This window comes from Aquimarina megaterium XH134 (assembly GCF_000520975.1).
GTDB classification, from domain to species: domain Bacteria; phylum Bacteroidota; class Bacteroidia; order Flavobacteriales; family Flavobacteriaceae; genus Aquimarina; species Aquimarina megaterium.
In genome coordinates this window covers 139,427-164,200 of sequence record NZ_JACB01000033.1, presented here as the reverse complement: position 1 = coordinate 164,200, position 24,774 = coordinate 139,427, and the positions used below count along the sequence as shown (strand labels likewise).

Annotated in this window: 15 protein-coding genes; 7 read left to right on the top strand and 8 right to left on the bottom strand. The window is 33.3% G+C overall.

What is annotated here, in order from left to right; genetic code table 11:
• Positions 1-22: 22 nt before the first annotated feature.
• The 6 genes from Z053_RS31605 to Z053_RS0118055 all read right to left on the bottom strand — a co-directional run bounded on the left by Z053_RS31605 (position 23) and on the right by Z053_RS0118055 (position 10,217).
• Positions 23-2,701, bottom strand: coding sequence for a glycoside hydrolase family 19 protein (locus Z053_RS31605; RefSeq protein WP_081748292.1), 2,679 nt, complete (start codon positions 2,699-2,701; stop codon positions 23-25).
• Between the two features lie 243 nt (positions 2,702-2,944).
• Positions 2,945-5,176, bottom strand: a complete 2,232-nt coding sequence (locus Z053_RS0118075; RefSeq protein WP_025666396.1) for a response regulator — start codon at positions 5,174-5,176, stop codon at positions 2,945-2,947.
• A 364-nt stretch (positions 5,177-5,540) separates the two neighbouring features.
• Complete coding sequence (locus Z053_RS0118070; protein WP_316930199.1) at positions 5,541-6,635, bottom strand: acyltransferase family protein; 1,095 nt, start codon at positions 6,633-6,635, stop codon at positions 5,541-5,543.
• Positions 6,632-8,467, bottom strand: coding sequence for a sodium:solute symporter family protein (locus Z053_RS0118065; RefSeq protein WP_025666394.1), 1,836 nt, complete (start codon positions 8,465-8,467; stop codon positions 6,632-6,634). The genes Z053_RS0118070 and Z053_RS0118065 overlap by 4 nt, the downstream gene beginning before the upstream one ends.
• 5 nt (positions 8,468-8,472) lie before the next feature.
• Positions 8,473-9,198 carry a LytR/AlgR family response regulator transcription factor gene (locus Z053_RS0118060; RefSeq protein WP_025666393.1) on the bottom strand — a complete coding sequence of 242 codons (726 nt, stop codon included), beginning with the start codon at positions 9,196-9,198 and terminating at the stop codon, positions 8,473-8,475.
• Entirely contained in the window at positions 9,198-10,217 is a 1,020-nt protein-coding gene (locus Z053_RS0118055; RefSeq protein WP_025666392.1) for a sensor histidine kinase, read from the bottom strand. The genes Z053_RS0118060 and Z053_RS0118055 overlap by 1 nt, the downstream gene beginning before the upstream one ends.
• Before the next feature lie 247 nt (positions 10,218-10,464).
• On the opposite strand from Z053_RS0118055, the gene Z053_RS0118050 reads away from it, so the two are divergent.
• The 6 genes from Z053_RS0118050 (at position 10,465) to Z053_RS30330 (ending at position 22,354) form a co-directional block, all read left to right on the top strand.
• Positions 10,465-13,470 carry a carboxypeptidase-like regulatory domain-containing protein gene (locus tag Z053_RS0118050; protein ID WP_025666391.1) on the top strand — a complete coding sequence of 1,002 codons (3,006 nt, stop codon included), beginning with the start codon at positions 10,465-10,467 and terminating at the stop codon, positions 13,468-13,470.
• Positions 13,471-13,489: 19 nt separating this feature from the next.
• On the top strand, positions 13,490-15,100 hold the full coding sequence (locus tag Z053_RS0118045) for a RagB/SusD family nutrient uptake outer membrane protein (RefSeq protein ID WP_025666390.1): 1,611 nt from the start codon (positions 13,490-13,492) through the stop codon (positions 15,098-15,100).
• A 127-nt stretch (positions 15,101-15,227) separates the two neighbouring features.
• Positions 15,228-17,144, top strand: a complete 1,917-nt coding sequence (gene nagB, locus Z053_RS0118040; RefSeq protein WP_025666389.1) for a glucosamine-6-phosphate deaminase — start codon at positions 15,228-15,230, stop codon at positions 17,142-17,144.
• 145 nt (positions 17,145-17,289) lie between these two features.
• The gene (locus Z053_RS0118035) at positions 17,290-18,162 is read left to right on the top strand and encodes an N-acetylglucosamine kinase (RefSeq protein ID WP_025666388.1); all 873 of its coding nucleotides are present in this window, start codon (positions 17,290-17,292) and stop codon (positions 18,160-18,162) included.
• Entirely contained in the window at positions 18,162-20,465 is a 2,304-nt protein-coding gene (locus tag Z053_RS0118030; protein ID WP_035096379.1) for a family 20 glycosylhydrolase, read from the top strand. Before Z053_RS0118035 ends, Z053_RS0118030 begins: the two co-directional genes overlap by 1 nt.
• A gap of 47 nt (positions 20,466-20,512) precedes the next feature.
• Entirely contained in the window at positions 20,513-22,354 is a 1,842-nt protein-coding gene (locus Z053_RS30330; protein WP_025666386.1) for an Ig-like domain-containing protein, read from the top strand.
• Positions 22,355-22,427: 73 nt separating this feature from the next.
• On the opposite strand, the gene Z053_RS0118020 is transcribed toward Z053_RS30330, so the two are convergent.
• Together Z053_RS0118020 and Z053_RS0118015 are read right to left on the bottom strand one after the other, a co-directional pair.
• A complete protein-coding gene (locus tag Z053_RS0118020) occupies positions 22,428-22,856 on the bottom strand; it encodes a DUF3995 domain-containing protein (RefSeq protein ID WP_025666385.1) in 429 nt (142 codons plus the stop codon).
• Positions 22,853-23,986: an FAD-dependent monooxygenase gene (locus Z053_RS0118015; RefSeq protein WP_025666384.1), complete on the bottom strand. Its 1,134-nt coding sequence runs from the start codon at positions 23,984-23,986 to the stop codon at positions 22,853-22,855. Before Z053_RS0118015 ends, Z053_RS0118020 begins: the two co-directional genes overlap by 4 nt.
• 85 nt (positions 23,987-24,071) lie before the next feature.
• Between Z053_RS0118015 and Z053_RS30325 the strand changes: the two genes are divergently transcribed.
• Positions 24,072-24,695 (top strand): TetR/AcrR family transcriptional regulator, encoded by a 624-nt coding sequence (locus Z053_RS30325; RefSeq protein WP_025666383.1) that lies wholly within the window; start codon positions 24,072-24,074, stop codon positions 24,693-24,695.
• The last annotated feature ends 79 nt before the right edge of the window (positions 24,696-24,774 follow it).

The following is a 24,774-nucleotide window of genomic DNA, read 5'->3' as shown; positions in this document are numbered from 1 at the left end:
ACCCGAAATAGTTCCTTAGTAGTTAATTTTTAAGGATTTTCTCAAAATAAACATCGTCATTTATATATATTTTAAATACATAAAGACCATTTTTGAGATTTGACAGATCGTGCGTAAATGATTTTAGTGTCTTTGCCTGGACTCCATTAAATGATTGTGTACTTATCAATTTTCCAGAAAGATGATATAGGTTGATCTTAACCCATGATGTATTATCTGTTTTTATTCTAAAGTTTACAATATCCTGAGTTATAGTTGGAAAAACAGAGTAGTTATTTGTAGTTATTTCAAAATTACTTTTACCACAAGCTCCGATTTTTGTCCAGGCTGTTTGCCAATGTGCTCCTGTACCGGGGGCATATGCCCATGCTGCAGTAGATGAACACCACCCAGGAATATCACAACTAAATTTTTCTCCTTCATTTACTACTTCATCATTTAATCCATAAGAAGTACCTGCAACATATTGTTGTATATTTGCACAATTCCCATTTCCTCCACCGTTAGTCACCGTAACTTTTATTGCAGTAGAGGTTGAAGATGTCCCTTTATTATCTGTTGCTTTTGCCGTTAACGAGTAATTTCCTACTATAACGTTTTCGAATGTATAACTAAAAGGGCTAGCACTACTTTCTCCTATTTTATTATCATTATTAAAGAATTCTACTTTCGCAATCGTCCCGTCGCTATCAGATGCATTTACCGTGATAGGAATCGAAGTACCTGCTTCAAAAGTGGCATTATCTCCCGGAGAAGTTATACTAACAGTAGGAGCATTATTATTTCCTCCTGTTGTTTTTTCTTTCACAGTAAAAGAAATTGCTTTTTCTGAGGTATTATTTTGATCATCTGTGGCAGATGCTGTAATCGTAATTTCTCCAAATGCAGTTGGTGTAAAACTAGCCGTATAGGTACTTCCTGAAGAGATAGGAGTAATACTAGTATTATTATACTTAAAAATAAAAGATTGAACAGTTCCATCGGTATCGGTAGCACTGGCTTTTAAAGTAATCGGCGCAAGCTCTTTTTGTTCTATGACCTGCCCATTATCTGGTGATTCCCATGTTATTACAGGGCTACTTCCATTAGAAACACCGCATTCTTTTACAAACTCCCATACGGTATCACTTCCAGGAACATTACTGCTATCTGCATACCATTTGTTTTTATAGACGTTATTATTATATTTTACATAGTTATTTTTGTCTTTATAAATCCTCGATGCATTCCATTCGGGTACTTCCTGGCAGTCAAGATTTATTCCATCCCAAATAATAACTTTAATTTCTGATGTTGCCGTAGTACCATTTTCAAATACCGCATTAGCGCTTAAAACATGGTTGGTATAGCTAGATGGTGTCCAACTGAATGTTACTCCATCAAAAGTTTGATTTTCCACAGTTGTAGTAACGCTTACCAATTTTGTATTTTTTTCATCTATAGATAAGCTTACGGGAATTGGAGAAAATGTAGATTGCTCAAACATTTGGTTATTTCTGGGAGTTGTAAATGTTACCTGAGGTTTTTGTGCACAAGGTTCTGCTGTAAGATCGGCAGCATCACCACCATACCTAGCCATATCTTTACATCCACAATCAGAAAGATCATGAACTCCATCCATATCTGTCCCTATTTGATAAATATCTGTAAACCTTTCGTAGTATCCTATTCTATCTAACACCTGAGGTTTTTCTGTACCTTGTCCACATTCTACACCTCCATTAATAATATTTACAGTCATCCCTAATCCCGGAATTCTATTTTTGGTTTTATCCAACTCATTAGGAGTCCATTTATTCACCATTACATCATGAGCCGATGGTTTGGGGTATTGAGGCGTCATCCAAAACCAAATAGCAGTTTGAAAAGCCAAAGCAGCATCTTCGATTACTTTTTCTGGATGATCTAAAAGTATCTGTTTGTCTCCAAAAATGAATTCACTGGCAGGACCGTAATTATAATTGTATGATAACTGTATGGGGCCTCTTCCCTTATATGATTTTCCTGGAGTTGGAGGATAATTTGTATCTGGAGAAGCATAAGAAGCATTCGTAGGCTCTTCACGAAAGTGTAAGCCCCAAGAAAACTGTCCACCCGGGGCAGTTGACCACCCCCCAGTAGTCTCATGAGAGATATTAGCAAAAAAAGCTGTGATTTCTCTTTTTCTGGTTTCAAGGCTTCCTTCACCTAAAAAAGATCCATAATCTACTTTTTTGGTAACAATTTCTTTATCAGTATTTCTTGGTGCATCAAAATCTACATCGGTTCGAATCACTTTTGATATTCCTGTAGTCTTATCAGTACGTGTAATTCTATAAGCGTTCGTACCACATCTTCTCTCAAAGGTCACTTCGATTTTACTCATTCTATTAATGGCCTCGATAAAAGATTCGAAAGTATAAAAATCATCTTTCGGGTCTAGTACCCAAACACCACCTCCGGTGTCTTTAGCACCAAAACGATACGGAAACAAGGTGTTCCATAAATCTTTATTTATCAAATCATTCACTTGATGTAGTGGATGTATAGGTAAAAACTTATCCAGAGAGAAAGAATCAGTTGTTTTTGATATCTCGGGATATGTATTATCATCGTTAGAAAAAGTTAGATGAATAGTAAAAAGTAATACAGTAAAAATCATAATCCATGATTTCCTGCATAAAACCTGTTGGTTTTTTGGAGTAGTGAGTTTGTGTGTCATTGTTATTACAACATTTGTGTTAAGTCGTTGGCTTTCTTTTAGTTATTTAAAACCCTGATCTTAAAATACTACTTTTACGTCCTCTTGGAGAAATAAATTATACGAGTGACACTTTTTAGCACACAAAAACCATCATATTGACAATAAATGAAATTTTGGATTAATCTAATTATACAATTTTATAATTGTTCGTTTTTGAAGAAAAAAAGATCAACTAATTGGAGATATTAGACCTCGATAGGTTTATTTTTTTGAGATGGTAATCTGAATCTGTTGCAATAACGTTGTGGGTTCGAAAGGTTTATTTATTACTTTAGTAATACCAGCATCTATAAAATTTTCTTTGTTTTCTGATTCAGAAATAGCGGTTAAAGCAATAATTGGGGTTTTTTCATCTGATTTACGTATTCGTTTTGTTGTCTCAAATCCATCAATCCCCTCCATCATTATATCCATAAAAATAAGATCATATTCATTTTTCTCTGTCATTTTCAATGCTTCATAACCATCTGATGCAATTTCACATTGATAACCAAAATTAGTAATGATTTTTCGTGTAATTAATTGATTAATTTTATTATCCTCGACAACCAAAATTTTTACACCTTTCTTTTTTTTATCTTTAAATTCTGCTTGACCTATTTTCTCCTCTATATGTTCGAAAGGGATTTGAAAACTAAAAATTGTACCTTCTTTTTCGTCGGATGTAAAATCCAGCTTACTATTACATTGAAGAAGTAATTTATTAGCTATAACCAGTTCTAGAGTAGGCAGGTTATTTTCGTCTGATAAGGAAGTAAAAATAGCAGATTCGTTTTCTACAAAGGCTTTATTTAATTCTTCTTGCTTTTTCTTAGAAAAACATAAATCTTTACTCTTCAATGAAAACAAGATAGTGCTTGTCTTTTCTCTTGAAAAAAGATGCTGTACAGAAAATTCTATAATCCCCCCACTTATGTATCTAGAAGTATTTGAAAGGATACTAATAACTATTCTTGATAAGTGATCAGGATCACCCAAAAGTTTCTTGGGTAATTTATCGTCTAGTAGAAACCTAAAATCATTATTATTTTCTCCTATTATAAAGAATTTAAGAGATTCTTTAATTGTATTAACTAATTGGATAGGATCAAAAGGATGCTTTTTTAAAGAAATTTTATAGGCTTCATCCGATCTGTTTAATTCTATAATATCATTAATAAATCTTAATAGATATTTCCCCGAAAACTGTAATATATTTAACTGCTCTTTTCGTTGGCCTTCGTTCGATTCCTTATTTTCTAATAAATGTGCAATACCATTTATTGCATGAAGGGGAGTTCTTAATTCATGAGTAATATTATTTATAAACAATGTTTTCTGTTTATACGCTTCTTCTACCCTATTTTTTGCCTTTAATAATTCTTCATTTTTATGCTGTAAGAGTATGTTATTTTCTGTTTTTAGTCTAGAATTTTTATATTGAAGTAAGATCAAAAGAACCAAAATAACTATAATTACAATTCCTGATATCAAAAGATATTCATTAAGCTTTAATTGAGTTTGCTGATATTTATTCTCTGCCAGAATCCTTTCATTATCCTTTTGTTTTAGTTGAAGTTCTTTGTATCCCTTTATATCTTGAGCATACTTTTCAAGGAAGATATTATTCTGTTTTGCCTGTTCTTGGATATAATCTTTATAATAATCATTAGCTAATTTATATTCTTTTTTTCGATCATATATATCTGCAATCCCAGCAAGATATAGTGTATGATTTGCATAATTACTTGTCTTTGCTGAGTCTATTTCTCGTTTGGCAATCTCTTCACCTTTTCTAAAAAAGTTAAGCGCTTCATCATATCTATTTGTTTTTGAACATGCTGTTCCGATTCGATAATATAGATATATCAATCTTATATCTTTATGATATTTTTTTGCAAGTTCAATCGCCTTTTGAGAGATCTCATAACAGTTTTTCCAATCCGCATTTCGATAATAAATAGAAGTTAAGTTTACCAGCATATCAATACTCTGCTCTTCATACTTATATTTCTCTGCTCCGTCTATCGCTTTTTTTAAGAAAAAAACTGCTTTATCATTATCTTTTGATATTATTTTATGATATAATCCCCATAGATTATTTATATAAATTTCACCATATTGATCTTGTACTTGTTTTTGTAAGATAGTCGCTTTTTCGAGATAAGTTTCAAATCCTTCTAAATCCTGAACAGATATATACAACCCACTATGTAGTCTATAGATTCTAGCAATATACTTTTTATTGTCACTCTCTAATGCTAGTTTTTCGGTTTCATCAATTATGTTAAGAGCCTTACTTATATAGTTATGATCTATCCAATATTCTATAGAATCTAAATTTTGTTCTAAAACATTCTTCTGCTGTAGAGAAGAGAAATCATAAGTCTCTTTAGCATGAGCACATAAAATCAGTAATAAAATAAGAATTGAGGTGAATACATTTCTTTTCATATAATGTCTTGTTTTATCTTTTAGCTTAGAGTACTAACTCTATTGCCAAAAGTTTAAAATCAACTTACATATCATTAGATCTTATTCAAAAAATTATATTATTCTTGATAATTGTAATCACGAATAACAGATCTCAGGTATTTTTTAGCCAGCAGATATAAAACAAGAAGGGGTAATTATTTGTATTATAACCTACATTAGGTTTACTTTATTTTTTAACAAAAATAAAATTTATTTTTCAAAAATTTAACATAATCAATCTTTTTAGACAAAGTATTTGATAGTAAAGACACTACAAGAAGTATTTTTAATTATCAATTGTCTTAACTTCTTGTAGTACCCTTATAAATGTTTTTATTATAATCTAGACTTTAATAAATATCTTTTTCTTGTATAAAAAGTATGCCAAAAGTGTATAAAAACCAACAACAACCAATGCATAAAAAAAAGAGGACAACGGTTTATCAATCGACGGGTACACAAAAAATGTTTCAAAAAGAAATTGATGCACCGAAGTTTGAGAATCGATTTTAATCAGATAAAAAGATTTGGCAAATATCATAGAAGAAAAATAGATAATAATTGCATTTGCCCCTACATATTTCACAAGACTACCAAAATCATGTTTTTTATGATCCATAAAATAATGAAATAGTACTAAAAACAAAGTGGCATATCCCGATGTGACCAATACAAAACTACTGCTCCACAACACTTTATTGATCGGAAAAAAGATACTCCATAAATACCCTATGATCATAAAACCTCCTCCCATTGCCGCCAATAAAACAAGTTTTCGTTTTGCTGTACTTGCCAAAACCTCTCCAACAAAAATTCCGGTAATTGTTGTTACAATAGCCGGTAATGTGCTAAGTATACCTTCTGGATCATAATCTGGTTTCCAAATATGCCCTTTAAGCAATACGTAATCCAGATAATTAGCCCAGTTATTTGGTCCTCTTTCTAGAGTAGGAGAAGTCCCATCGGGCAATGGAATGTATGCCAACCATATCCAATACCCTACAAGAATAGTAACTGCTATAAAAATTAGCTGTTTTCGATTACAATTCAAATACAATATCGAGGCTACGCAAAATATAATTCCTATTCGCTGCAATACTCCAGGTAGACGTATAGATTCTGTTTCTATGAAAGGGAAATAAGGCAAAAATACATTGATAAATAGGCCTAGTACAATTAATTTTAGACTACGTATTAAGATTTTTTTATATATCGCCCAATCCGCCTTTTTATGTTTGTATACGAACGATATAGATATCCCTACAATAAATAAAAAGAAAGGAAACACAAAATCTGCCAAAGTAAGACCATTCCATTCTGCATGTAACAACGGTGTATACACATAAGACCAGTCTCCTGGTGTATTTACCAGGATCATAAGCATAATAGTAAGTCCTCTTAAAAAATCAACAGATTGTATTCGTTTAGTTATCCTCACGACATTAGGTTCTTTCCTATTGATTTCCAAACTTTCGCCAATAAAAAACCAGAAACTAAGGCTAATACCCCTATAATTCCCGCCATGATGTACTCTCCATAAAGCAAGTTCCCTACAGAAAACAAACAACTATATACCAATACACAACCTAATAGCATTGCTAGAATTCCAGAAGGTACAGACCATTTCTCATTAGATTCTACTATTTTTATCCCCTCTGCATTAGCTTCATCAACAATTTTTTTCCAGCCTGGCCCACCAGGTTGAATACTTTTATAAAAAGAGCGTAAAGTCTCTTTTGATTCTGGTTTAGTTAGATAAGTTGCCACAATCCAAACTATTGAAGTTATAATCACCATAGCTATAAATCTAAACCAGGAAGGAAATACACCTGATATTATTTCTCCGGCATCATTGGTATATCCAAATAATGAATCACCAAGAGGCGTAAAAGTCAAAATTAATGGGATAAGCATTGCAGAAAACATTACGGATATTTCACTCCATGCATTGATTCTCCACCAAAACCAACGCAAAATATATACTAATCCTGTTCCCGCTCCAAACATTAAAATAATGTCAAAAAGCTGCTTGGCATTAGTAAGATAAAGTGCAAATACAGCACTAGTCACCATAAGAACTATTGTAGTAATTCGTCCAACATTTACCAGTTCTTTTTCGCTTGCATCTTTTTTAATTTGTTGCTTATAAAAATCATTAACGATATATGATGATCCCCAATTAAGATGTGTAGATAACGTTGACATAAATGCAGCGCCCAGAGAAGCTAAGACAAGTCCTAATAGTCCTGCCGGGAGCTTTGTTAACATTGCCGAATAAGCCAAATCATGTCCTAATTTACTAGATTCAACATTAGGAAAAGCCTCTTGAATACTAGCAATATCTGGATACATTACTAAAGATGCTAATGCTACCAAAATCCATGGCCAAGGTCGTAGTGCATAATGCATAATATTAAAAAAGAAAGTAGCACCTATTGCGTGGTTTTCATTTTTTGCAGCAAGCATACGTTGTGCAATATATCCACCACCTCCTGGTTCTGCACCGGGATACCATGAACTCCACCATTGTACTGCTAATGGTATAATTAAAATTCCAATTAATGCTTCTGTATTAGAAAAATCCGGAAAAAATGAAAGTTTATCAGATACATTTGGGTGAGAGACCAAATTGCTCAACCCGCCCACTTCAGGAAGATTAATCAAATAATAAGAGGCCCCTACTGCACCCACTATTGCAACAAAGAAAAGCACAAAATCTGTATAAATCACTCCTCTAAAACCTCCTAAAGAACTAAAAACAGCTGTTACCACACCACCTATTAAAACAGTCTGTATTGGCGAAAGTCCAAGCATAATCTGCCCTATTTTAATGGCAGCAAGGTTTACGGCAGCCATGGCAATTATATTAAATACCACCCCAAGATATATCGACCTAAACCCCCTTAAAAACTTAGCGGGTTTTCCACTATATCTCAATGTATAAAATTCTAAGTCTGTCGTAACATTTGATTTACGCCATAGCTTGGCATACACGAATACGGTTAGAAGGCCTGTTAATAAAAAAGCCCACCATACCCAGTTACCAGCAACACCGTCCTGCCTTACAATATCAGTAACTAAATTTGGGGTATCGGTAGAAAATGTAGTTGCTACCATCGAAAAACCTAGTAACCACCACGGCATATTACGTCCAGATAAAAAATACTCTGCTGTATTTTTTCCAGATCTTTTAGATACCACAACTCCAATAATAATTGTGGTTAAGAAAAATGAGGCTATGATTATGTAGTCCAATGTAGTTAAAACCATTATTTTTATTTTAATAAATTTGATTTGTTTTTTAATATTCGTTGTTTGGCATGAGCCGCGTAATTCCTCCCTATAGGAATTCTTTTTTCTCCCACTTCGACAAGGTTTCCTTCTATAGATTTAACTTTATCTATAGCTATGGTATACGATTTATGAATCCTTATAAAATTTTCTGAAGGAAGTTCTTCACTGATACTTGTTAAGGATTTATGTGACATAAACGTATCTTCTAGTGTACTTACCCGGATATAATCTTTAAGACTTTCTATAAAAAGGATATCGGTTAACAAAATTTTCACCAATTTCTTATCTACTTTTAAGAAAATATGAGCCGGTTGAACCAAATCCATAGAAGGTTCATGTTTCTTTATGGCAATAAGTCTTGCCGTTAATTTATTTATAGATTTCAGAAATCGATTAAAAGAAATAGGTTTTACCAGATAATCGAGAACTTCTAGCTCATAACTTTCTAATGCATATTCTTTATATGCAGTGGTAATAATAATCTGGGGATACTCCTGTAAACTTTTTAAAAACTCTAAGCCATTCATTCTAGGCATATTAATATCTAAAAATACAGCGTCAATATCTCCTTGTTCTAATATAGATAATGCCTCTATCGGATTTTTAAAAGTATCAACGATCTGAATGTTCTTAAATTCTTTTAAAAAAGATTCAATAACTTCAATTGCCAAGGGCTCATCATCAATTATGATACATTTAATAATCATTATATAGGGATTTTAAGCAAAATCGAATACTCATTATTTTTTTGTGCTATGTTTAATGTATATTTTTTTGGGTAAAGTATTTCTAATCTTCTTTTTACATTTTTTATTCCAATTCCATTAAGTCTTTTAGTTTCTGATTCATCTTCATAATTATTTTTGGATATAAATATCAATTCATTTTCAAATCTTTCAAAAGAGATTAATAACTCCATTCTATCATTATTCCTAAGTCCATGCTTAAAAGCATTCTCAATAAATGGTAAAAACAGCATGGGAACTACTTTTACATCATCGATATTACCATTTATATCAACTCTAGAATCAACTCGATCACCATAACGCATTTTTTCGAGTTCTATATAATTATCGATATGATCAATCTCCTGCAAAAGAGGGAGCTTTTTTTTACTGGTATCATAAATCACATATCTCATAAAGTTAGATAGTTTTAATACAAGATTAGGTGCTAAATCCGATTTTTTTATTGTTAATGCATATAAACTATTAAGTGTATTAAAAAAGAAATGAGGTTGTATCTGTGCTTTTAAGTATTTTAACTCTGTTTTATATTGCAACTCACTTAGGTCTCTATTCTTATTTTGCATAATCAAAAAATCGACCGTATACTTTATTGCAGAAGTTAGTCCTACAACATACAATTCTCCTATAGCTACTGCTACAATATGATTAAACCCAAATGGATCCAGTCGTCCTTCTACTTCGGGCCAGATATCTTCGGTAACCAATAATAGGTTTAAACCTGATCTTAACATATAATGAACTCCAAGAGATATGCATAAGAAAAGTACATAATGCACATACTTTCTTTTGAATATGAACTTAGGGACCAAATAATAAATATTAAAATATACTAAGATGATGTGTAGAGGAAATTCTACAAGGTTTGATTTTAATGAATACCAATAATCATTAAAATAACTTCCCCATCGAATTACATTAAATGAAAAATAAATAATCCAAAAATATAAATGATATTTTCGTTTAATAGTCCTTTGCACGTTACCCCTCTTTTTTTTAAAAAATCATTAAATAACATCTGTTAAAATCACTTTTTTAACAAAAATTTTTGAAAAATGTAAGGCTATTTATAGAGAAAAACAAAAAAAATGAGAATATCGAATTTTAAAAAAACCGTTATCTATCAATGCATGTCGATTGTTATTAAAACCATGTCGTTGGTCTAAAAAAAATTTTGTTAAATAATTAAAATACTACTTTGAGATCATTCAAAAAACACATATTAATATGAAACAAAAGATTTTAACCCTAACCACTCTATTATTTTTTTCTTTTCTGAGTTTTGGGCAGGGAACCCAAATAACGGGGACAGTAACGGGAGCTTCAGATGGTGTGCCACTACCTGGAGTTAATATTATTGTAAAGGGAACTACAAATGGAGTACAGACCGATTTTGACGGAAATTACACAATCACTGCAGCAGCAGGAGATGTAATTCAGTTTTCCTATTTAGGAATGTCAGATAAAGAAATTACTGTAGGTAGTGAAACAGTAATAAATGTTCAATTGCAAGAAGATGCTGAACAATTAGAAGATGTAGTAGTAACTGCACTGGGGATTCAAAAAACCAGAAAATCACTTACTTATGCAGCTCAGGATATTAAATCTGATGAGCTAACAAAAATCAAAGATGCCAACCCTATCAACAGTCTTTCGGGTAAGGTATCTGGTCTTGTTGTAAACAGAAGTGCTTCTGGTGTTGGTGGATCGGTAAAAGTAACTTTACGAGGTAATACTTCTACCAGAAATAACCAACCATTATACGTTGTAGATGGTATTCCTTTATTAAACAATTCTGCGATTCAACCTAACAGTACATTTGGTGATATCGAAAATGCAGGAAATAGAGATGGTGGAGATGCTCTATCCTTGATCAATCCAGATGACATTGCAAGTATTAGTGTTCTAAAAGGAGCTTCGGCTTCGGCTTTATATGGTAGCCAGGGATCTAATGGTGTGATATTAATTACTACTAAGAAAGGTAAATCAGGAAGTTTTAGAACAAATGTATCTTCTAGTTTCACAGTAGATAACGCTGCTTATTTACTTGATTTTAATGATCGTACAGAAAAAAACATAGATGACTTCTTAGAAACAGGAACAACTGCAATTAATTCATTGTCGGTATCTGGAGGAACAGAAAATGCTCAAACTTATTTCTCGTATGCAAATACACAAGCATCAGGAATACTTCCTACTCACAATGTAAAAAAGCATACTCTTAATATTAGAGAAACGGCTAAACTATTCGATAACAAGTTAACTGTTGATGCCAATATCTTGCTTTCAACTCAAAAAATACACAATAAGCCTGTTTCTGGTTTATATTATAATCCATTAGTAGGAGCAACAGCATTTAATTCGGATACAGAAACTTTAAGTGATTATAGAGTTTTTGAAGAATTTAATGTAGATAGAAATTTAATGGCGCAACGTTGGTTTAGAGGAACTTCTGATATCGAACAAAACCCATATTGGATAATCAATAGAAATGCCAGTGATGATCAGAATCAAAAAGTTTTGGCATCTGTTTCTTTAAAATACAGGTTTAATGATTGGTTAACCGTTCAAACCAGAGGAAGTTATGACAAAAACTTTTATAAGTTTGAAAGAAGAATTCATGCAACTACCGATGGAACGTTATCTGCTTCAAATGGTCGTTATTTATTAAATGATGTAGAGGATACTCAGATCTATGGTGATATCATAGCTACTATTAATACTCCTCTTTCAGATAGTTTTAATTTAACCGCTAATATCGGTACTAGTATCAGAAAATCAGATTTAGGCGAAAGCACCTTATTAGATTCTGGTGTAGGAGGTAATTTAAAAATACCAAACATCTTTACGCTTTCTAATTTTGTAGTTGGTACAGTAGGGGTTAATCCAATATTAAAAGAAACTCAAGCAGAGCAAAAAGAAGTACAATCTCTATTTGCTAGTACTACACTAGGTTTCAAAGATATGTTATACTTAGATGTAACAGCTAGAAACGACTGGTCTTCAACAGTTTCAGACTCTTTCTTCTATCCATCTTTTGGTATTACGGGAGTTGTTTCTGAAATGTTTGAATTACCTGAAGTGATTTCTTTTGCAAAAGTAAGAGCTTCTTATGCAGAGGTAGGTAATGATATACAAAGTTTTGCTAACAATCCAATCAATACTATTGGTACTGGTCCTGGTGGGTTAAACCGTCCTACGGTAAGACCACTTACAGAGCTAAAACCAGAAACTCAAAGATCTTTTGAAATCGGTACAGAATGGCAATTCTTTAATAACCGTTTAGGGTTTGAAATTGGATATTACCAAACCAATACTATAGATCAATTTATGACAATCCAGTCTGCCAGTGGTCAAACCAATGCTAATGGTCAAACAGCAGATCAATTTGCTATCAACGCAGGGGATTTTGAAAATAAAGGTATTGAAGTTTCTATTACCGCAGACCCAATACAAACTGAGAATTTTTCATGGAACACTTCTGTAAACCTTGCTAGTAATAAAAATACTATTAAAGAATTAGATGCTAGATTAGATAGAGATTTCCTAGAATTAACTCCAATAAGTGTTAACTCTTATGCTTTATTAATTGCAGAAGGTGGGTCTTTTGGTGATATTTACGGAAAACGACTTAACAGAAATGCAAATGGATTGCCAATTCGAAATGCAGATGGTAACTTTACTCAAGCGGCACCTGATGCAAATACCAGAGGAGGTTTTGATTTATTAGGAAATGCAAATCCTGATTTTTCTTTAGGATGGAATAATTCTTTTACTTACAAAAACATAACATTATCCTTTTTAGTTGATGGAAAATTTGGTGGAGAAGTAATGAGTCTTACTGAAGCTATCGTTGATGGTTTCGGAACATTAGACAGAACAGGTAGCGTGCGAATTTTTGATGAAGCTACTGGTTCAGAAACTACAATACCAGCTGCAGAATACCATCAGGCAATTGGAGGAAGAGATAAATTTAGTGGTGAATATGTATATGATGCTACTAATATCCGATTAGCAGAATTATCTATAGGATATAATTTTAACCTTGGAGAGAATAGTTTCTTTAATTCGATCAATACTTCTTTAGTAGGTAGAAATTTATTTTTCTTTTATAAAGACGCTCCATATGACCCCAATATATCTTTAAGTACAGGAAACGGACTTCAGGGTGTTGATGTATTCGGATCGCCATCTACCAGAAGTATCGGTTTGAATGTTGGCTTATCATTTTAATTAAAAGGAATAGAATATCATGAAAAATATATTTAAAAAAATAATCATTACTGCTTTTATCTCGGTATTTGTACTCTCATGTACAGACGATTTCGAAGCATTAAATACAGATCCTAATGGATTAACGGATGCACAAAGTGAAGCCGATTTTATTAATGTAGGTGGACCATTTAATCCTATCTTTTTAAACCTGTACAGGTATGATCCTGCATGGCATACACAGTTACAGCATAATCTAAATGCAGATACTTTTTGTGGATATATGGCCCCACCAAGACCATTTGCAGGAGGAGCAAATACCACAAACTATAATTTTATTGATTTTTGGGATCAATTCCCTTGGGATATCCCATACTCTTCTACTGGAGTTATGCAAAATGCTGCATTAGTCAAAGAGCGTGGAGAAGAAAAATTTCCATTAATCTATGCGGTTGCAAAAATACTAAGAGTCGAAGGTATGCATAGAGTAACAGATGTATATGGTCCGATTGTATATTCAAAATTTGGAGTACCAGGAGCATCTTTTCCAGAATATGATACTCAACAAGAAGTATACAATCAATTCTTTACTGAACTTGATGAAGCAATCACCACTTTATCTACAGACCCAACCAATGAGCAGTTCGCTAATTTTGATCTTGTATATGGTGGAAATTATGAACAATGGATAAAATTTGCCAATACACTTCGATTACGTTTAGCTATTAGAATTTCGAAAGCAGATGCTGCTAAGGCAAAAACTGAAGGAGAGAAATCACTAGCACTTGGTGCAGGGCTTTTAGAAACTAATGCTGATAATTTTATTATTAAAGGAGGAGCAAAACATCCATTAACTGTTTTTAATTCTGAGTGGAATGACGTTCGTATGAACGCTTCTATGGAGTCTATACTAGTTGGTTATAACGATGCCAGAGGTCCTGTTTTATTTGAAGAATCTACAGTAACACCTGGATCTCTAAAAGGATTAAGAAGTGGATTACCATTATTAGACGGGTATACTGATGATATTGATCAAAAAGGAGATTATGTTGGTTTTTCTAGATTAGGAAATTCTTATATAGTAGATAAAACTCCAACTACAGATATCCAATTAATGACTGCTGCAGAAGCATATTTCTTAAAGGCAGAAGCTGCCTTAAGAGGATGGGCTGGTGCCGGTGATGCGCAATCAAATTATGAAATGGGAATCACAACTTCTTTTGAGCAACACGGCGCTGCTGGGGCATCAACCTACATTGCTGATAATGCCTCTATACCTATTGATTATGTTGACCCTGTCGGATCTCATAGTACTCCTGCATTAAGTACGATTACTATAGCCTGGGATGGCGGAGCAACAAATGAAGAAAAATTAGAGCGAATTATTACTCAAAAATGGATCGCTATGTTCCCTGATGGGCAAGAAGCATGGAGTGAGTTTAGAAGAACAGGATATCCAAAAATATTCCCTTCGGTAGCTAATAATAGTGGAGGTACGGTAGATACTGATATTCAAGTAAGAAGATTACCTTTCCCAGCTAGTCAGCGAAGTACTAACCCACAAGGAGTAGCGCAAGCAAGAACACTTCTTGGTGGTGCTGATAACGGAGGAACCCGACTATGGTGGGATGTTCCTGGTGGAAATTTTTAAAAAATTTGAGTTAGCCAAATAATACTGATAAAAGAGATGGATAGAGCAATATCTCTCGACTCCATCTCTTTTCATCAAAAGCCTTGAAATAATAAAAACAATAAAAATATCAAACTCTTGAGGAAAAATGATCCAGGAAATTGAATATAAACAGGTAGGACAGTTTGAAAAAACGAAGTTTGAGAAGATTCATAATGAAATATTTCCCGATTCTTCGACAGCTTCAAAACTTGTTGCCCACGAAATTGCAACACTAATTAAACAAAAGCAAGAAGAAGGAAAACTTTGTGTACTCGGTCTGGCTACAGGTTCTTCACCTATAAAAGTATATGAAGAATTGGTAAGCCTACATCGTTCTGGAGAGTTAAGCTTTTCAAATGTAGTTACTTTTAATCTGGATGAATATTATCCTATGGATACAGGTCACCAGCAAAGTTATTATCATTTTATGCATCAACACTTATTTGATCATGTAGATATTAACCCAGAAAACATCAACATTCCTGATGGCACCATTCCTGTTACAGAAATGGATCAGTACTGCATTGATTACGAAATGAAGATCAAAAAGTATGGTGGATTAGATTTTCAACTCTTAGGAATTGGTAGAACAGGACACATTGGCTTTAATGAGCCTGGATCACACCCTAATTCGGGAACACGAATCATCACATTAGATCATGTAACCAGAACTGATGCCTCATCTGATTTTAATGGTTTAGAAAATGTTCCTAAAAAAGCGGTTACTATGGGAATAAGTACCATAATGAAATCCAGAAGGGTGTTACTATTAGCCTGGGGGCATAAAAAGGCTACAGTAGTAAAACAAACCATAGAAGGTGAAATTACATCCAACATCCCCGCATCTTTTTTACAAGAACATAAAAATACTACGATCATCCTTGATTCTGAAGCAGCTTCTGAACTTACACGAATCAAAACACCATGGCTTGTAGATCAATGTATCTGGAAAGAACAATTAAAATTTAAAGCGGTAACCTGGTTGAGTCAAGAACTTAATAAACCTGTCTTAAAACTTACAGATAAAGATTATAATGATAATGGAATGTCTGGCCTTTTGGCAGTTGAAGGGTCGTCTTATGATTTAAACATTAAGATTTTTAATAAACTTCAGCATACCATTACAGGTTGGCCAGGAGGAAAACCAAATGCAGATGATACCAACAGGCCCGAGAGAGCTCTACCTGCAAAAAAGAGGGTTTTAATTTTTAGCCCTCACCCAGATGATGATGTTATATCAATGGGAGGAACATTCTTAAGATTAATCGATCAAGGACATGATGTACATGTTGCTTATCAGACTTCGGGTAATATAGCCGTTACAGATGATGAAGCCTTAAAATTTTCTGAGGTAGCCAATAGTGTTCACCCAGGTAAAGATGAAGATACTTTTAAGAAGGTTATAGCATTTCTTAAATCAAAAAATCCAGGTGATATTGATATACCAGAAGTTCGTTTAATTAAAGGATTAATTCGAAGAATGGAATCTTTGGGAGCTACTCGTTATTTTGGATTAGATGATGATAAAGTTCATTTTCTCGATCTCCCATTTTATGAAACCGGAAGAATTAGAAAAAATCCTCTGGGAGAAAAAGATGTAGCCCTTACAGCAGATATTATCGAAAAAATAAAACCACATCAAATATATGCAGCAGGTGATCTTGCCGATCCTCATGGAACTCATAAAGTTTGTCTAGATGCTATTTTTGAGGCTGTTAACAACCTAAAAAGTAAAAGCTTCATGAATGATTGTTGGGTATGGCTATATAGAGGTGCCTGGCAAGAATGGGACGTTTCTGAAATTGAAATGGCTGTACCTCTAAGTCCACACGAAGTATCCAAAAAAACTAATGCTATCTTATATCACCAATCCCAAAAAGACAGGGTGATGTTTCAAGGAGAGGATTCTAGAGAGTTTTGGTTAAGAGCTCGTGAAAGAAATAGAAATACAGCGATATTATATGATAAGCTTGGTCTTGCAGATTATGAAGCTATAGAAGCTTTTAAGAGATATATATTTTAAAAAATTAATGCTTTGTTTGTTAGATAAATTTTTGCAAAAAACAACCTTCCCTCATGTATTGAGGGAAAGTTGCTTTTAAAAAAGAATCTCTTCGTTATGCATCAACAATAAGACAGTACATAAATGATAAATAAACTAATGACTAATGATATTATTTGCAGATAGCGGTTCTACTAAATGTGATTGGGTTCTTGTTAAAAATGATGGAGAACTCGTTCACAAAACTAAAACCGATGGTATAAATCCTCTTTTACTTTCTGACGATACTATCATAAATATTGTTCAAAAAGCAGATACCATACTTCAAAAAAGAGATCTTATTCATAAGATTTACTTTTATGGAGCAGGGTGTGGTGAGGCCGATGCTAAGAAAAAAATAGCTCTCGTATTGCAATCCATATTTAAAAATGTAACATCTATTGTTATAGAAGAAGATATTATCGGAGCTGTAAAAGCTACAACAGAAAAACCAAGTGTGGTATGCATTTTGGGAACAGGAGCAAATTGCTGCTATTTTGATGGAGTAAACGTTATCCAAAAATCTCCTGCTTTAGGATATCTATTAGCAGATGAAGGGAGTGGTAACTATTTGGGGAAAAAATTAATTAAAGATTATTTTCTAGGTAAAATGCCAGCAGATACGGCCTCATTATTTAAGAATGATTATACTACCGAGCTTAATCAAATTCTTGATGAATTATATTGTGCTGATCACCCTAATAAGTATTTAGCTTCTTATGCTAAGTTCATTTTTAGAAATCGGGGAAATGCTTATCTCGAAGAAATTTTACATCATGGTGTTTCAAAATTTATAAGTACTTACCTTTTTCAGTATAAAGAAGAATTATCTAAATACCCTATACACTTTGTTGGTTCGGTAGCATACTACTCACAAGATATTATAAAAAAATTATTAGATGATCGTGGTTATCGGGTTAAGGGTTTTGTAAAAAAACCAATAGACCATTTAGTTAATCGCCTGATCACACAAAGAATTTCTCAAAAAACAAGTCAGTAATGAGTTTACGAATTATACCCATCTTTTTTTTAATTTTCATGGCCTGCAAAAGTCCTGATTCATCATCTCCTGTTAATCGATCTTTGAGTATTACCCCCATACCTTTCAAAGTAGATACAAAACAAGGATACTTCGAGATCAACAAAAAAACTACTTTTCAATGTAATGACACATCTTCAGAGGTTATTGCAAGTTTTTTTATCGAAAAAATCAAGACTTTTACAGGTCATTCTTTTTCAATGCATAGTGAGAGTCGCACCAAAAACAGTATTCAATTAATCAAAGAAAGTACTTTGGATTTTGGTGAAGAAGAATATCATCTATCTATATCAAAAGATGAAGTAAAAATAAAAGCTAAAACTGATCAAGGATTGTATTATGGCATGCAGACTTTTATGCAACTTCTTCCGTTATATGATGCTAATCCAAAAAATCAAATGCACCTCCCTATTAAAATCCAGGCTCTAAATATAGAAGATAAACCTCGTTTTGGTTGGCGAGGGATGCACCTGGATGTTTCTAGGCATTTTTTCTCTATCGATTTTATCAAAAAACAACTTGATATATTATCACTTTTCAAGATCAACAAATTTCATTGGCATCTTACCGATGATCAGGGATGGCGAATAGAAATCAAAAAATATCCTAAGCTTACAGAGATTGGGTCTAAAAGGAAAAATAACGATGGTTCGTTTCATCAAGGATTTTATACCCAGGAAGAAATAAAAGAGGTTGTACAATATGCCAAAGAAAGATTTATTGATGTAATTCCAGAATTTGACACACCAGGACATGCCATAGCTATTTTAGCTGGATATCCCGAATTTTCTTGTAGTAAAGAAAAATATGAAGTAAGAAATCTATGGGGTGTAGAATCCAGTATCCTTTGTGCAGGAAAAGAAGAAACTTACACTTTTATAGAAGATGTAGTTCAGGAACTATCTACCCTATTTCCATATGAATATTACCATATGGGAGGAGATGAAGTACCTAAAGATCAATGGAAAAACTCTTTAGAATGCCGAGAGTTGAAAAAACGCGAAGGCTTAAAAGATGAAAAAGAGATCCAAAGCTATTTTATGGCTCGTGTAGAAAAAATCTTATCAAAATTTGATAAAAAAATGATTGGCTGGGATGAAATCCTGGAAGGTGGCATTACTCCTACAACCAATATTATGTCATGGCAGGGAGAAGAAGGTGGAATCAAAGCTGCTAACAAAGGACATGATGTCATCATGACTCCTGCAAAATATTGTTATTTTAACTTTTATCAGGGTGACTTTAAAGCAGAACCATTAGCCTTTGGGGGATATATCCCACTAGAAAAAGTATATCACTACGATCCAATACCAAAAGAAATTAAAGACGATAAAAAGAAACATATTTTGGGTGCACAGGGAAATGTATGGACAGAATATGCTTATGAAGACAAAACAATCGAATACCTGTTATACCCACGTATTATAGCATTGGCTGAAACTACATGGTCGCAAAAAGAAAATAAAAAATTCGATGATTTCTTAAATAGATTGAATACTGTTTATGATGTGCTAGAATATCATCATGCCAATTATCATATTCCTCTTCCTGAGGGGCCTACTTCAAATAAAATTGTATTTATTGATAGTGTAAGCATTCCTTTTACCACCACACATCCGGTTAAAATGGTATACACTACAGATGGAACAGATCCAAATGCATCTAGTACAGCATATACCGAACCCTTGCATTTTAAGGAAAATGCAGAACTACGAATTGCCTCCATATTGAAAAATGGAAAAATGAGTAGTATTCGAAAATTGAACATCACAAAAGAAAATCCTATTGCCGCTTCTAATACAGCAAAACTATCTCAAGGGCTTATCATGAAAGAGATAAAAGGGGATTTTAAAAGTATCAATGATATTAAGGATACTACAAAAGTGCATACTTCTGTAGTTCAAAAAATTAAAGATGCTAATACCACTTACCATTGGGGTCATGAAGTGAATAAGAATAACTTCAAAGCTGTTTTTCTTGATGGTTATGTTGATATCCCAGAAGACGGAGTATATTATTTTTCTAGTACTCAGGATCAGGTTTGGATAGGAAATCAACTTGTTATTGATTATAAAACTCCATTAAAAAAACACCCTAAAGAAAGTTCGATCGCATTACAAAAGGGAAAGCATAAATTAAAAATAGTGTATCTAAACAATATAGCAAAAGGTTGGGCTACAGATTGGAATACTGTAGAACTTAAATACAGAAAAGCTTCTGAGGTTGATTATAAAGAAATAAACGAAAACATGATTTTTCATTAGCTGTATAATAACCTCTAAATATTCACAAACTCTTAATTTAATACACAATGAAATTACTTAAAAGATTATCAGTCGTCTTACTCATACAGGTATTCTTATTTTCCTGTACGAATGAAAATTTTTTAGAAGAAGGGGCCGCAGAGGTTCAAAATTCTGAAGCAAATCTAACAGACAAAACAGCACTCACAGAACCTATTGTCTTAGGGTATTTCCCTTCCTGGTCCGAAAGCTGGGCTGGGCCTGGGCAAGGATCTAAACTAAGAGATATTCCAGAGCACATCACTCACGTTTTTTTGGCTTTTGCAAAGCCTAATCTTCGGTATCAAAAAGGTTCTTTAGATATCACTAATACAGGTATTCAAACTCCTTATGGAGGGGATACTTTAAAAGAATCTGTTGCAGCGCTAAAATCAAAAGGAATCAAAGTTATTCTATCTGTAGGTGGAGAAACGTACTGGGGTACAGATGCAGCCTATGACATCAATTATCAACAGATCAAAGATCTTGTAGATGATATGGGATTCGAAGGTATTGATTGGGATTTTGAACCTAATGGTAGTTTTGCTACTATAGGTGATCCTATAAATGTACAACGCTTTATCGATTTCTTTACAAATTCGAGAGCCATTATGCCAAAAGGACAATACCTATTAGCTTGTGCTCCTGCTGGTGTTGGAGCCTTAGGTGGCGCAAATAATGATGATCCCTCCTCTCCTTTTGCTTATAGTAAAAGAAACACAGTAACAGGAGAGTCTGATACCAACCTATTTAATGCAACTTCTCCTAATCAAGCCATTAGCTTATTTGGTTTTGCTACTACCGGGCATATGATCCCTGTAATGGAGGCTGTTGGTGATAAAATCGATCTTATTGCATATCAAGGATATAATACAGGAGCTGCCAGTAACAGAAAAATCATGTATGATGCCTATAAACATTATTCAAGCCAGTATGGGTTTTCTATTGCAGCCGGAGTTCATTATCCTAATGAGCCTTGGGGACCGTATTATGAATATACTTATCAAAACGTAGCAGAACTATCTAATCATATTGCTGTAAATAATACCTCTAATGATGGAGTTATGATATGGCAATTATTACTGGGTAATACGACTTCATCGGCATATGGATATCTTCATGTTGCAAGCCAGGTACTAAATGGTACATCACAATCTCAGGCTATAGCAAATGCAGAAAACTATCCAGAATCTCCATACACTGGCGATGGCGGCGGAGGCGGTGGATCAGGCTGTGAATCTGCTCCCTGGAATGCCTCTGCTACTTATAACACGGGACAGGAGGTTGTCTATAATAATAAATTATATCGTGCAAAATGGTGGACCAAAAATGATAATCCATCATCAAATGCAGGAGATGGACTACCATGGGAATTCGTTCAGGATTGCAATGGTAACGGGGGAGGAAACAATCAATCTCCATCTGTATCTATTACATCTCCTACAAATAATCAATCTGTAACCGAAGGACAATCTATCAATATTACAGCAAATGCTTCTGATACTGATGGAACAATTACGAAGGTTGAATTCTTTCAAGGAACTACTAAACTCGGAGAAGACACAACAAGCCCTTATAGCTATTCCTGGAATAATGCTCCTGTAGGAAATTATACCCTAAGTGCTATTGCTACAGATAATGCTAATGCAACAACTACATCGGCTTCAGTATCTATTACGATTACTTCTTCTGGTGGTGGTAATGGTGGTTCTTGTAGTGGTATTGCAAATTGGGAAGCATATCCAACAGTATATAATGTGGGAGACAAAGTAGTATATCAAGGTACATTATACGAAGCTCAATCGGGACCAATATGGGTAACCCCAGGTAGTGGAGAACACTGGTGGAAAACCATAGGTACCTGTAACTAAAAATAGTTTTTGATTGTTAAAGTCCTCCGACACATTGGATCAGTGAAGGAGGACTTTTTTATATCTGTATTTTTCATTTTATAAGTTGAATTAATATCCCGATTACTCCAATTACCAGGCATAATGGAGAAAATATTTTTGAATCTGCTTTCGAGAATTCGGTATTCTTTATTTTCTTGAAAAAACCGACATATCTAAATTCTCCAATGGCCCGTAAGATAAAAACAGAAGGAATAAACCAGTATCCATAGATTGCTATCCAATTTGGAACCTGAATATTTATAAGCCCCGATTTTATAAGATAAATCAATCCAAATGCAACCAACACGAGCCCTACAACTAAAGTTCCGAATTTAGGAATAGTAAGTATATTCTTCTCATTGCCTTTTGTAGGAATAACCTTTTTTAATCCCCAAACACCTCCAAAAAGCCAATAGAAATGAAAGCCTCCAAGTACTGTAAAAATTAAACATAAAATTATGGATAGTATTGTAGTAATCATAAGTTTGGGATTTGAAAGATGTGTTCAGATTGTTTTCTGTTGAATGAAGAAGGTGTCATGCTCATCAATTGGTTTCGAATTCCGATTAAAATTGGATTTGATAAATGTGCAATTTTTCCAAGCATCCAACTTGCCTTTACTACTTGATGTGCTTTAGGAAGTCTTAATTTTTGAAAGGTTGCAAAAGCTTGATTCACTTCATATTTATGTAAACACTCTGATAGAATATAAGCATCTTCTATTGCCTGGCATGCCCCCTGCCCCATATTTGGGGTCGTTGCATGTGCTGCATCACCAATAAGACAAACCTTTTCTTTATACCAAAAATTAGTTGGTTTTAAATCTGATATTTCTGCTGTATTTATTTGTTCTTTTTTAGTTGAAGAAATTATACTTTTAATAACCGAATTGTACTTATCAAAGTAATTTTCAATATCATGTACAGAAAATTCATTTTTACCAGTTTTGAACGATTTCAAGGCATACCAATATACTTTATCCTTTGCTATTTGAACAAACCCGAATCGGTCTCTTTTTCCCCAGGCTTCATTTAGTTCGTTTTTGTATACACCAGGAAGTTTAAAGTCTGTTACTCCTCTCCAGCAAATTTGCTTAGCATTTCTTATTATAGTATCTGGAAACAAATGTTGTCGCACAACTGATTTTAGTCCGTCTGCACCAATGAGTGTAGCAGATTGAATTTGCTTTCCATTTTCAAACATTAGTGAATATCCATTATCGTTTGGTTTTACCTTTTTTAGACAATGACCTAAGTGTATATCATTAGATTGTAATTCATTAATTAAAATTTGTTGTAAAGTACCTCGATGAATTGCAATATTCTTTACTTTATGTTTTTTTTCGAAAAAAGATAAATTAACTTTAGAGATGGGATTTAGATCTGCTTTAGTAATATTAATCGAAGCAATGTAATTTCCATTGTCTTCAATTATTTTTCTCAACCCTAGTTTTTCATACACCTGCATTGCATTATTAGCTAAAATAATCCCCGCTCCAACAGGTTTTATATTTTCAGCTTGCTCAAAAATTCTCGTTCTAATCCCCTTTTGTTGAAGTGCAATTGCAGTGGTTAATCCTCCTATTCCTGCTCCGATAATATCTACAGTCATAAATAACAATTGTTAATATAGTACAAATGTACTAAAAAACAATCAACCTAGTACATTTGTACTAAAAAATAATATCTTTGTATTGATGAATGCAACAAAACAAAAGATTTTAATAAAATCCCTGAACCTCTTTAATGATTCTGGGATTTCAAATGTATCCTTAAGAGCCATTGCTGATAAGGCGGGGATTAGTGTGGGTAATCTGCAATATCATTTCAAAAAAAGAGAAGATATCATTGAAGCGCTCTATTTTCAGTTAGTTGAAAAAATCGACAGTATTCTTTTTATAAAAACCGATGATTTACTGCAATCATTTTTAAATATCTCTGTAGAAATTGTTACTATACTTTATGAGTATCACTTCTTTTTATTGGATTTTATAACTATCACAAGGAGAAATCAGAAGATAAAAAGGCATTATTCTGAGCTTTCAAAACGAAGAGAAATAGAGTTTATAAAAGTTGTAGATGTTCTTATTAAAAATGGGGTATTTCGTGAAGAATTGCTAAAAAATGAATATCACAGTTTATTCAAAAGGATAGAGGTTATTAGTAATTTTTGGTTTTCTTCTATTTTGATTCAAGCCGACGTTTTATCAAGGGAATCTATTGAGCAATACTCATTATTAATAAGCCAAAGTATTTATCCATATTTAACTGATGAAGCAAAAAATCAGTACGACACTATTTTTCCATCTCAGTTGGTTTAATTGGTGGTAACACCTCTTCATAGATAATATGGTGATGTTTATAGCGTATATATATTATTCATTCTGCTGTGTGTAGTTT